Here is an 11,871-nt window from a genome sequence, read left to right on the forward strand (position 1 = left end):
ACACCGTCCAGCACCGTCTTGTCCCCGTAGGACTTCCGCAACCCGACCGCGGACACGGCCACGGGCACCGGCCCGACCTCACTCGAACTAGACATAGACATGACAGAAAGAGACATGGGGTCCTCCCCTTTGATGGCTGACGTCGCAGACGTCAGATGAACGGCGATCGGTACGAGCGAGGCGAGGGCTGCGCACGCAGCGGTGAAGGTGAACGGATCCCGAGCGTCAGGGCCTGTCAGGCACCGGCAGGCGGCATCCATTCCACGAGTTGGATGACGATGCCGTTGGGGTCGGTGAGCTGCAACGCCCATTCCCCCCAGGGCTCCTGCCTCAACGGCATCGTGATCCGCACCCCTTCCCGCCGCAGCCGTTCGTGCTCGGCAGCGAGGCCGGTGACCGCGAACGACACCATCACGTCGGGTGGGGCGGCCGGCTGCCGCCACGTCCGGTGATGTTCGGAGTGGTGGCTCAGCACCGCGAGGTCGACGCCGGCGTCGTCGCGGGAGAGCTGGATGAATCCCCCGGTCACCAGTACCTCCCTGAATCCGAGATGACTGGTGAAGAACCGGCTTGACGCCTCCGGATCGCGGACGGCCAGCAACACGGTCGACCCGTTGATGTTCACGTCCTGGGTTCCCTTCCGCGCGTCCGACTGCCCGTCCCGTCAAGCATCCCGGCTGCGACAAGGCTGATCAACGGCACATGTCGCAACGATGGTTAACCCAGAGGTTCACGAACCGCGGGCACTGCACTCCGGCCTCTGCGGCCAGGCCCTCGACGAGCACGACCCCTCGTCGGCACCGGACCGAACGCACACCACAGCCCGGTGCCCCGGTCGCCGAACGTCCATCCCGTGTGCCGCGCCCCTGTCAGCCGCTCGTGCCACCGCGCTCCTGCGGCGTGCAGGAGGTCTCCCCGGCCGAAGGGCGTGCCGGGACGACTGGTGGCGCGGAGGCGTCGCGGGGCGTCGTCGCGACCACCACCACCCGGTCCTCGGCGCTCCACACACGACGCTCCCCCTTCGGCGGGTTGAGACGGACCCCCCGGTTCGCGGGATCGGAGAGACCACCGTGGCTGCGGTAGCCGATCGCACATTCGCCCCGGTCGCGCGCGGCGGCGACGACGGTGGCGAAGGTGGCTTCGGCACCCGGACGGACGTAGGAACCTGCGAAGCGCAGGCACATGCTGGTGCCGCCCGCGGAGAACAGTTCGTCGAAGACCGGTGCCAGGTGCCGGTTCTGCGCGATCTGCGCCATGAGGAGCCCGGTCAGCTTTCCGCTGACGATGACGTCGGAGCCGGTGTTGACCGGCGCCAAGGGCCTGTTCCGGTCATCGGTGAGTTCGGTGACGACGGGGACCTCACGTCCGCTGCGCTCCTCCAGCAGGCGAAGGGCGAGCAGCGTGACCAGGGTCCAGTCGTCGGGGTGGTCCGGCCCGTCGCCCGGGTCCGGACCGAGGACGACAAGGCCGTCGTACGGGCCGAGGTCGAGGCCCAGCAGGGTCTCGGGCCGCGACAGTGCCGCCGACCGGAAACGCACGTCCGGGCTCGTCGGCGCACCGTACTCCGGTTCCGGCCCCCTCGGACCGGGTACGGCGCTGTCGGTGACGACGTCCAGGACGGAGCCGGGGAGCGCCGCGCGCCGCAGCTGGTCGACGACGAGCGGAGCCCGCCGGTTCCAGCCGAGCAGCAGCAGTCGTGTCGGGCCGTCCGGCTCGGAGGGGGCCGTGGTGATCACCGAGGGGTCGACGAGGTGTCCACAGGCGTCCACCCGCGTGCTCTCGTCGTCGAGGGCGAGCACGATCAGGCGGCTTCCCGGGACGACGACCGTCTCGGCGGGCGGGTTCAGCAGCGTACGGCCCTCGGGTGTGAGCATGCCGACCACGCAGGAGGTGGGGTGGGCCAGCAGGGTCGTGCCGAAGGGTTCATGAGGGAACGCGGTGGCGTCGGCCAGATGGAACTCGGCGCCCGCGAAGTCGAGGAGGTCGTGCAGGACGAGGGAGAGGCCGGGCCTGCCGACGCACTGCGCGATCAGCCGGGCGGTGACCATGTCGGTCTCCAGGACCGTGCCGCGCGGGCCGGCGGCCAGTCGGGCCGGAGCACGGTAGCGGTCGTCCCGGACCGCGGCGAGCACAGGCGGGCCGTCCGTCCCCTCACCGAGAACCGAGCTCAGCGCCAGCAGGACGCGCAGCACCTCGGCGTCGGCGGCCGGTCCCGCCGACGGGAGCACCAGGACGGTGCTCGCCGTCCGCGGGCTGACGAGCGCGAGCACGTCCGGGTCGCTCGCGGGGCCGCTGCGGCAGATGATCCGGGCGCGTGCAGCCGGTGGCACGTGGGCGGTCAGCACGCGTTCCATCTCGAGCTTGTCCCGGTCGGCGAGCAGCACGACGGCCCGCGGCCGCTGGGTGGCCTGGGCGGCCACCAGCTCGCTCACCACGGTGGTGACCTGGTCCGACCAGCCGAGCACGACGACGTGCCCCTGCTCCAGAACCGTCGACCGTCCCCGGCTCAACTCCGCCATCCGGTCGGCCAGTCCCGTCGTGATCACCCCGACCAGGGTCGACACACAGAGCAGGGCGACCAGCCCGAGCAGGGCCGAGAGCACCAGCCGGACGGGCGTGCCGGTGGCGGCGCCCAGGCGCAGCGTCTCGGCGCTGGTCCGCCAAGCCGCCGCGAGCCTCCCGGAGAGCGAGGGGGGCGAGCCGGGATCCGTCCACACCAGCAGCGTGCTCACCGGGACGACGACGGCCAGACAGGTGATCACCAGCCAGCCCATCAAGGTGCCGGTGGAGCGCGCCAGCGTGCGGTCGAACCGGTAGCGCGCCCGGCTCCGCAGAGGCACCCGCGACCGTCCCTTGACTGTTTCCACTGCCACTCCCCTCGACCGCCGCGCACCCGCCCGGGGGTACGGCAGCGCCCGTCCCCCGACGCACAGTGCTGCCTGCACCGCAGGGACACGCCGGGTTCGGGAGCCGGTTCATCCTTTCGGGCGGCAGCAACGGACATCACGGACAACGCGGCATACGTCGCTGGTCCGCAGGGTCGGACCGGCTCCTCTCATAGCACCTCGCTGAACAGCGTCTTCACGTGGACGGCCCCCCGGCGGAGGTCATGGTTGCCGGGCCCGGCCGGAGCAGGTGTGCCGCACCTCAGGCCAGCGACAGCTGCATCAGCGTGAGGTCGAGCCAGCGGCCGAACTTGGTGCCGGCCTGCGGGACCGTGCCGACACGACGGAACCCGAACCGCTCGTGCAGCCGGATCGACGCGCTGTTCTCGGCTTCGATGCCGGCGATCAAGCTGTGGTGACCGGCATCCCGGGCGGAGACGACGAGGGCCCCGAGCAGCGCGGAGCCGATGCCGAGCCCGTGCCGGCCCTCGCGGACGTAGACCGAGTTCTCCATGGTGTGACGGAAGCCGTTCAGCTCCCGCCACGGGGCGTACGCGCCGTACCCGGCCACCTCGCCGTCCACTTCGGCCACGAACGCCGATCCGCGCTCCAGGTGCACGGCGAGCCAGGCGGCACCCTCGGACGAGGACAGCTGACGGTCCGTCCACAGGGCCGTCGAGTGCTCCACCGCGTGATTGCGGATCTCACGGACGGCTTCCGCGTCGCCCGCGTGCGCCGGCCGCACGGCCACCGCTCCACCCATCTCGTATATTGGATTCATGTCCAACATAGTAGATCCTCTGGTTCTCCGGATCGCGGCGCGCGTACGCACCGAGCGGGAGCGGCGCCGGTGGACACTGGCCCAGCTGGCCGAGGCCTCCGGGGTCTCCCAGGCCATGATCAGCAGGATCGAGCGCGGCGAGAGCAGCCCCACCGCCGTCGTCGTCGGCAAGCTCTCCGCCGCCTTCCAGCTCGGCATCGCCTCCCTGGTCGCCCTGCCGGACGACGAGGCGCAGGACGGGGTGCAGGAGGGCACGGCGGTCGGCACGGCCGGGGTGTGCCGCTCGGCCGACGCCTCGGAGTGGCGTGACCCCGACACCGGGTACCGGCGCCGTCAGGTCACGGGACCGCACTTCCCCGCGGAGATCGCCGAGATCCGCCTGCCCGCGGGGGCCCGGGTGCCCTATCCGGCCGCGGCGTTCGCCTTCGTACGGCAGGTCGTCTGGGTCCTCGACGGGCGTCTGACCTTCCACACGGGCGACACGGTCCACGAACTGGACGCGGGCGACACCATCGAGCTCGGCGATCCCGTTCCCAGGGTCTTCGCCAACACCACCGACACCGAATGCCGCTACGCCGTCATCCTCTCGCGCGGTACCCAGCCGTGACCCCTCCCCTCTCGCGCGGCGGCACCTTCCTCCTCGCCTCCATAGCGGGGACGGCGATAGCGAACAACTACGCCCTCCAGCCCGCGCTCGCGACGGTCGCCGCCGACCTGGGCGCCCCGCTCTCCGTGATCGGCCTCGTCCCGGCCGCGGCGCTCTCCGGCTGTGTGCTCGGCTTCGCCTTCCTGCTCCCCCTCACCGACCACCTGGCCCCCAACCGCCTGGTCCCGGCCCAGCTCACCGCCCTGGCGGCCGCGCTCGCCCTGGCGGCCGCCGCGCCCGGCGCGCCCGTCCTGCTGACCGCCTACCTGCTCATCGGCGCGGCTGCGGGAGTGGCGGCCCAGGCCGGCAACATCGCCGGCCGCGACGCCCCGCCCGGACGCCGTGGCGCCGGGGTCGCCACCGTGGCCGCCGGCATGTCGGCGGGCATCCTGCTCAGCCGCATGGCGGGAGGAGCACTCACCGACGCCGTCGGGTGGCGGCGCATGCTGCTCGTCTTCTCGGTCCTCGCCCTGCTCGGCGCGCTCGCCGCCGCCAGATTCCTGCCCGGACAGCGGCCGAACGCCCGCCGCACCTACGGTGCCACCCTCGCCTCGCTGCCCCCACTCCTGCTCCGGCACCCGCAGCTGCGCCTCGCGGTGGCCACCGGCGGGCTCTGGTACTTCGCCTTCAACCTCATCTGGGTGGGGCTCGCCCTGGCCCTGGCCCAACACCCCTACCACCTCGGCCCCACCGCCATCGGCCTGTACAGCCTGGCCGGGCTCCTCGGCTTCGCGGTGCTCCCGCTCACCGGCCGCCTCACCGACCGGTACGCCCCGCACGTCCTGATCAGCGCGGGCATCCTCGCCGCCGCGGCCGGCGCGGCCGTCCTGGCCGGCGGTCTGGACACCCCGCCGGTGACGGCGCTCGGGCTCGCCGTCTTCGACGCGGGGTGCTTCGCCGCCCAGGCCGCCAACCAGAGCCGCATCATCGCTCTGGCCCCGCAGCAGTCCGGCAGTCTCAGCAGCGTCTATCTCGTGCTCTACTTCACGATCGGCGCCGTCGGCACCTCTCTCGCCGCCCCGCTGCTCGACACTTTCGGCTGGCGGGGCATCACCTTCACCGCTCTCGCCGCCCTCCTCGCCGCCGCCCTCGTCGCACGCCCGGCACCCGGAAGGCTCGCCGCGAACTGACGCGCAGGGCAGGCCCCCCCCCTTGTTCGCCGTACCGATGCCGGGACAGAACCATTGACAGGTCTCCGACCCGGGCGGCAGACTCACCGCAATCAGTGAAGGAACTTTCACCAGGCGAACAGCAGAATCGGCAGGGACCGGACGGCAGGCATCAGCCCCCGGCCTGCGTCAGGGATGCCCATGCCCCCGCACGAAGGAGAACGAGCGGTGCACACGACCGTAGGAATCGTCGGGGGCGGCCCGGCAGGGCTGCTGCTGTCGCGGATGCTCCACCGGGCGGGCATCGACTGCGTCGTCCTGGAGAGCCGTGACCGCGCCTACGTCGAGCAGAGGCAACGGGCGGGCATCCTGGAGCAGTCCACCGTCGACGCGCTGCGCGAGGTGGAGGCGGCCGGGCGGCTGGATGCCGAAGGGCTGGTCCACGACGGCGTCGAGCTCCGCTGGCAGGGCCGGGCGCACCGCATCGACTTCCCGTCCCTGACGGGTGGTCGCCGCGTCTGGGTGTACGCGCAGACGGAGGTCGTCAAGGACCTCATAGCCCTGCAACTGGCCGACGGGGCGGTCCTCCACTTCGGGGCCGAGGTCCGCTCGGTCGAAGGGCCGGACACCGGCCGTCCGACGATCCAATACACGCACGAGGGCCAGGACAGAACGCTGACGTGCGAGTACGTGGTGGGCTGCGACGGCTTTCACGGGGTCGCCCGGACCGCCGTGCCGGAGAGCGTCAGGCGGACCTATGAGCGGGTGTACCCCTATTCCTGGCTCGGCGTCCTGGCCGATGTGGCGCCCTCCTGCGACGAGTTGGTCTACGCCCACTCGCCGCGCGGCTTCGCCCTGCACAGCATGCGGTCGCCCGAGGTCAGCCGCCTGTACCTCCAGGTACCCAACGGAACGGATCCGGCGGACTGGTCCGACGAGCGGATCTGGGACGAGCTGGACGCCCGGTTCACACACGACGGGTGGAAGCTGGAGCGCGGCACCATCACCTCCAAGAGCGTTCTGCCGATGCGCAGTTCCGTCACCGAGCCCATGCAGTACGGCCGCGTCCTCCTGGCCGGGGACGCCGCGCACATCGTGCCGCCCACCGGCGCGAAGGGCCTCAATCTGGCCGCAGCCGACGTCGTCGTGCTGGGTCGGGCCCTGATCCGGCGGTACACGAGCGGCGAGACCGACCTGCTGGACACCTATTCCGAGACCTGCCTGCGCCGCGTCTGGCGGGCCGAGCACTTCTCGTACTTCATGACCACGACACTGCACACCGACCCGGACCAGAGCCCGTTCGACACCCGGCTCCAGACGGCCCAGCTCGACCGCATAGCCGACTCGCCGCACGCGGCGGCCGAACTCGCGATGAACTACGCGGGGTTGCCGCTGCCTTGACCTCATGAAGACAGGGGCCCCGTCACCTCGGCGGCCCGAGGACGGGTGAGCCCGCAGGCATGTGCCTGCGGGCTCACCCGTCCTGCCCGGACACCGAGGAGCAGCCCTGCGCCCCCCATTGACACGGGCGGAGGCCGGGGAGAAACTCACACCGCCCCAGGAGTGGAGTTAATTTCACCTGGCGAACGATCACTCCCCGATCGTGGAGCCGCTCCCTGAGCACGGGACGGTCCACCCGCCACAACGCCGTGGCAGAAAGCGAGTGCCCCGTGTCTGCCCCGACCACGTCCCCACCCGACCGCTCCTTCCGGGTCGTCGCTCCGGTGATCGCCCTGTGCTGGCTCGCCGTGTTCTTCGACGGCATGGACGTCAACATCTACGGTGCGACGATGCCGCACCTCCTGGCCGACGAGGGTCTCGGCTTCACGCCCGCGCTGGCGGGCTCCATCGGCAGCTGGACCACCTTCGGCATGCTGCTCGGCGCACTGGCCGCGGGCACGCTCACCGACTGGCTCGGACGGAAGCCGCTGGTCACCTTCAGCGTCGTGCTCTTCTCGGTCGGATCCGCGCTCTGCGCCGTCGCATCCGGTGCCACCGTGTTCGGTGCGGGGCGCTTCGTCTCCGGGCTCGGTCTGGGCGGACTGATGCCGATCGGCCTCGCCGTCGTCGCCGAGTTCGCACCACCCCGCCGGGCGGCCCTCGCCACCGGCCTGATGATGACCTCGTACCACGCGGGCGGCATGGCGGCCACGGGCATCGGGCTCGTCGTGGCCCCCGGGCACGGCTGGCGCTGGGTGTTCTGGGCAGGCGTGCTGCCGGCCCTGATCGCCGTCCCGCTGGTGCTGAAGTGGCTCCCGGAGTCCCCGGGGGTGCTCTTCGCACGGGGACGCGTCACGCAGGCGTACGCCGTCGCCGACCGCTACCGGCTGGAGCGCCCGGGCGTGCAACAGGCCCCGGAGGCCGGTGCGAAGGGCCGCATGGCGGCGATCACCGGCCTGTTCGCCCCCGGTACACGCTGGGCGACCCCGCTGCTCTGGATCGCGTCCTTCGCGGGCCTTCTCCTCGTCTACGGGGTCTCCACCTGGCTCCCCGAACTGATGCGCGCCACCGGGTACTCGCTCTCCTCCTCGGTCACCTTCCTCATGGTGATCAACGCGGGAGGCATCGTGGGCATGCTGATAGCCGGCCGTACGGCGGACCGGTTCGGTCCGGTGAAGGTCTCCGCCCTCTGGTTCGTCCTGACCGCCGTGGGCACGTTCCTGCTGAGGGCACAGCTGCCGCTCGGCGCCGCCTACGTCATCGTCTTCATCACCGGCATCTGGCTGTTCAGCGCCCAGGTGATGGTCTACGCGGCCACGTCCCGCGTCTACGCGCCCCGTGAACGCGCCACCGGCCTGGGCTGGGTCACCGGCATCGGGCGCACCGGCGCGGTGGTCGGCCCGACCCTCGGTGGCGCGGTGCTGGCCGGCGGGAACGCGGGCCTCGGCTTCACGACGTTCGCGGTGGCGGCCGTGCTCGGGGCGGTGGCGATCTCCCTGGTCCCTCTGGCGGTGGACAACCGCCGCGCACGCGGCGCGGACGCGGCTCCCGCGCTCGCCCCGGCGACGGACTGAGCGACGTACGGAGGCCGCTTCCCTCCGCTCCGCGGAAGCGGCCTCCGCGCGATGCGGACCTGTGGATACCGTGGCCGCCATGACGGACAGGTATACGGACACCGAGGACATGGACATCGCGACAGCCGCGGCGCTCGCCGGCGCCCGGGTGGTGCGCGAGATGTACGGGCAGCGGCTCACCCGTATCGACAAGGGCGGCGGGGACTTCGCCACCGGCGCGGACGTGGCGGCCGAGAAGGCGATCCTGGACGTCATCCGCTCCGCCCGGCCCGACGACGCGGTGCTCGGCGAGGAGGGCGGGCAGCTGGGCGCGGACAGCGCCGCCCGCCAGTGGCTGGTCGACCCCCTGTGCGGTACCAGGAACTACGCCGTGGGCACCATGCTGGTGGCCGTCAACGTGGCACTGCGCGGCGGTGCGGCGGCGGTGGCCGACCCGTTCAGCGGCGAACTCTTCCGCACCGACGGTGGCAGCGCCTGGGTCCGGCGGGGCGGCGACGACGTACTGCTGACGCCCGCACCCGCCACCGGACTGGTGGACGTCAATCTGGATCCGCCGTTCCCGGGCGCGCCCGGTTTCCGGGCGGTGGACCTGCTGGGGCACCCCGGCTTCGTCGAGCGTTTCCGGCCGCGTGTCGTCTCCACGTCGCTGGCCCTGGCGTGGGTCGCCTCCGGCAAGCGCGCCGCCTACGTCTCGGACGGCGCGGAGCTCTCCGGTGACCTCCACTTCGCCGCGGGCATCGCGCTGTGCCGGGCCGCGGGGTGCGTGGTCACCGGGGTCGACGGTGTTCCCGTGGGCCAGGGAGGCCGCGGACTCGTGGCGGCGGCGGACGCCGAGACCCACGGAGCGCTGATGGCCTTGATCGCACGCGCGTAGATCTGCCGCGCGGTGGACACGGGCGGGACTGCTCGGCGCCGCGGCGGCCGGACGGCTCCGCTCGCCCTCCCTCCACGTGCCGCCCTGGAGCCGCTCCGCCCTTCCGGCAGGGCCGGTCAAGTGGATTCGTGCGCAGGAACGCGTGACCCCGTACGTCCCGGTGGCAGATGAACAGCGGTAGACCGTCCCCTCCTCCCAGGAGCATCATGCCGCCTCAGAACCCCACCCCGCGCTACACCGTTCCCGGCCTCAGCACCAAGGACGGCGGGAAGGTCATCGAACTGCTGACGATGCGCCTGCACTCGCTCAACGACCTGGCGCTCACCCTGAAGCACATCCACTGGAACGTGACGGGCCCTCACTTCATCGCGGTGCACGAGATGCTCGATCCGCAGACCCTGGCGGTCCGGGACATGGCGGACGCCGCCGCCGAACGCATCTCGGCGCTGGGCGGCGTGCCGCACGGCACCGCGGGCGCGCTGGTGGCCGAGCGGACATGGGACGACTACAGCGTGGGCCGGGCGGATGCGATCGCCCATCTCGGCGCACTCGACCTCGTCTACACGGGAATCATCGAGGACCACCGGAAGGCCGCCGCGAAGGCCGCGTCCATCGACCCGGTCACCGAGGACCTGCTGATCGAGCACCTGCGTTCCCTGGAGCAGTTCCAGTGGTTCGTCCGCGCGCACCTGGAGAACAGTGCGGGGGCCCTGACCACGGCCGACGCGGGGAGCGAGACGCAGGCCGCCGCGAAGGCCGGTCCTTCGCGTGCGGTCCCGGCGAAGAAGACGGCCAACGCGAGGCGCACCGCCAAGAAGGCGACCGCCGGCAAGCGCGCGCGCTGACGGGGGCACCGGCCGCCGGCCGCTGGACACGGGGCTGCGTCCCGGGCCGGCGACGAGGTGGGCGGCGCGAACCGCGCCGCACACCTCCCCCACCGGCGCCGGCCGCCCGCGCGGGGGTCTCAGCCGCGGGCCGCCCGGACCATGTCCGCGCACTTCTCACCGATCATCATCGTCGTGATGCAGGGGTTGACGGCGGGCAGGAAGGGCATCACGGACGCGTCCGCCACGCGCAGGCCCCGCACCCCCTTCACCCGCAACTGCGGGTCGAGGGCCGCCTCGGGGTCGTCCACGGCACCCATCCGCACCGTACCGGCCGGGTGGTAGACGGTGTTGTGGGTCTGCCGGATGTAGTCGAGCAGCTCCGCGTCACTCTCGGCGCCGGTCCCCGGCGCCAGTTCCCGGCCGGCCCAGGCGGCCATCGGCGAGCGGCCGACGATGTCCCTCGCGAGCCGCAGCCCGTGGGTCATCACCCGTACGTCGTGCTCGTCCGTGAAGTAGCGGGGGTCGACCCGTGGCTTGTCCCGGAAGTCACGGGTGCGCAGCCGTACGGTCCCCATGGACCGGGCGCGGGTGACGTTGGGCGTCAGGCAGAAGGCGTTCTCGGAGGTCGGGTATCCACGCCGGAAGGTGTTCATGTCGAAGGGCACGGATCCGTAGTGGAACATCAGGTCGGGGCGGTCCAGGCCGGGTTCGGTGTCGGCGAAGATGCCGATCTCCCACCACTGGGTGGACGTGGTGACCATGGGCTGCCGCGCCTCCCACATGATCACGCCCTCCGGGTGGTCCTGGAGGTGGGAACCGACCGCCGGTGAGTCGACCCGGACGTCCACCCCGGTCTCGCGCAGGTGCTCCGCCGGGCCGATCCCCGAGAGCATGAGCAGTTTCGGGGCGTCGATGGAGCCGCAGGAGACGATCACCTCGCGCCGCGCACCGACGGTGTGCGTATGGATGAGGTCAGGCGCCAGGTACTCGACGCCGGTACAGCGCTGTCCGTCGTCGAGTACCAGCCGCTTGGCCTGCAGCCCGGTCCGCACGTCCAGGTTGGGCCGTTGGCCGAGGATCGGGTGCAGGTAGGAGACGGAGGCGGACGAACGCGTCCCGTCGGGGCGGGCGTTGATCTGGAACCAGTGCGCCCCGCGGGTGACGGTCGTGCTGGTGTTGAACGGCGTGGTGGGGATCCCGGCCTCGGCGCAGGCCTCCAGCAGGGCCGCCCCGCAGGGGTCGTTCGGCGGGATCGTGCGGATGGTCACCGGTCCGGTGCGCCCGTGGTGGTCCCCGGGTGCGTCGTTGGTCTCCAGCCGCCGGTAGAGCGGGAAGCAGTCCGCCGCGCTCCAGCCCTCGCACCCCAGGGCGCCCCACTCGTCGAGGTCCTCGGCCGGTGCCCAGAACGCGATGCAGGAGTTGTGGGACGAGCAGCCGCCGAGGACCCTGGCGCGGGCGTGCCGCATGAAGCTGTTGCCGTTGTCCTGCGGCTCCACCGGGTAGTCCCAGTCGTAGCCGGATTCCAGCAGCCCCATCCACCGGTCGAGCCGCAGGATGTTGTCGTCCCCCACGTCGGAGGGACCGGCCTCCAGGACGCAGACGGTGACGGAGGGGTCCTCGGACAGCCGGGCGGCGACGACCGCGCCGGCTGTTCCCCCGCCGACCACCACGTAGTCGAACTCGTCCTGCGGTCGGGTCTCAGCGGGCATCTCTGTTCTCCGGGATCCTTGGGAGG

10 protein-coding genes and 1 pseudogene are annotated in these 11,871 nt (G+C 72.0%); 6 read left to right on the plus strand and 5 right to left on the minus strand.

All coding sequences use genetic code 11. The annotated features are described in order from the left end of the window. The 4 genes and pseudogenes from ACFC51_RS26735 to ACFC51_RS26750 form a co-directional block, all read right to left on the minus strand. Nucleotides 1-101, minus strand: a pseudogene (locus tag ACFC51_RS26735) (ABC transporter); the annotation flags it as partial. Between the two features lie 134 nt (nt 102-235). Further along, nucleotides 236-625 carry a VOC family protein gene (locus ACFC51_RS26740; RefSeq protein WP_376381157.1) on the minus strand — a complete coding sequence of 130 codons (390 nt, stop codon included), beginning with the start codon at nt 623-625 and terminating at the stop codon, nt 236-238. Between the two features lie 244 nt (nt 626-869). Beyond that, nucleotides 870-2,867: an NAD-binding lipoprotein gene (locus ACFC51_RS26745; RefSeq protein ID WP_376531212.1), complete on the minus strand. Its 1,998-nt coding sequence runs from the start codon at nt 2,865-2,867 to the stop codon at nt 870-872. 280 nt (nt 2,868-3,147) lie between these two features. Then, nucleotides 3,148-3,666, minus strand: coding sequence for a GNAT family N-acetyltransferase (locus tag ACFC51_RS26750; protein ID WP_376531214.1), 519 nt, complete (start codon nt 3,664-3,666; stop codon nt 3,148-3,150). Between ACFC51_RS26750 and ACFC51_RS26755 the strand changes: the two genes are divergently transcribed. The 6 genes from ACFC51_RS26755 (at nt 3,665) to ACFC51_RS26780 (ending at nt 10,154) form a co-directional block, all read left to right on the plus strand. Continuing rightward, the gene (locus ACFC51_RS26755; protein WP_376381148.1) at nt 3,665-4,273 is read left to right on the plus strand and encodes a helix-turn-helix domain-containing protein; all 609 of its coding nucleotides are present in this window, start codon (nt 3,665-3,667) and stop codon (nt 4,271-4,273) included. The genes ACFC51_RS26750 and ACFC51_RS26755 overlap by 2 nt on opposite strands. Continuing rightward, nucleotides 4,270-5,442 (plus strand): MFS transporter, encoded by a 1,173-nt coding sequence (locus ACFC51_RS26760; protein ID WP_376381146.1) that lies wholly within the window; start codon nt 4,270-4,272, stop codon nt 5,440-5,442. Before ACFC51_RS26755 ends, ACFC51_RS26760 begins: the two co-directional genes overlap by 4 nt. Before the next feature lie 180 nt (nt 5,443-5,622). Continuing rightward, complete coding sequence (locus ACFC51_RS26765; RefSeq protein ID WP_376531216.1) at nt 5,623-6,822, plus strand: 4-hydroxybenzoate 3-monooxygenase; 1,200 nt, start codon at nt 5,623-5,625, stop codon at nt 6,820-6,822. Between the two features lie 269 nt (nt 6,823-7,091). Next, complete coding sequence (locus tag ACFC51_RS26770) at nt 7,092-8,435, plus strand: MFS transporter (protein WP_376531218.1); 1,344 nt, start codon at nt 7,092-7,094, stop codon at nt 8,433-8,435. A 79-nt stretch (nt 8,436-8,514) separates the two neighbouring features. Then, nucleotides 8,515-9,309 carry an inositol monophosphatase family protein gene (locus ACFC51_RS26775; protein WP_376531220.1) on the plus strand — a complete coding sequence of 265 codons (795 nt, stop codon included), beginning with the start codon at nt 8,515-8,517 and terminating at the stop codon, nt 9,307-9,309. A 206-nt stretch (nt 9,310-9,515) separates the two neighbouring features. Continuing rightward, nucleotides 9,516-10,154, plus strand: a complete 639-nt coding sequence (locus tag ACFC51_RS26780; RefSeq protein ID WP_376377064.1) for a Dps family protein — start codon at nt 9,516-9,518, stop codon at nt 10,152-10,154. A 119-nt stretch (nt 10,155-10,273) separates the two neighbouring features. Here ACFC51_RS26780 and ACFC51_RS26785 read toward each other — a convergent pair whose 3' ends face one another. After that, nucleotides 10,274-11,845, minus strand: coding sequence for a GMC family oxidoreductase (locus ACFC51_RS26785; protein ID WP_376531222.1), 1,572 nt, complete (start codon nt 11,843-11,845; stop codon nt 10,274-10,276). Nucleotides 11,846-11,871: the final 26 nt, after the last annotated feature.

The organism is Streptomyces sp. NPDC055962 (genome assembly GCF_042270185.1).
GTDB lineage: Bacteria > Actinomycetota > Actinomycetes > Streptomycetales > Streptomycetaceae > Streptomyces.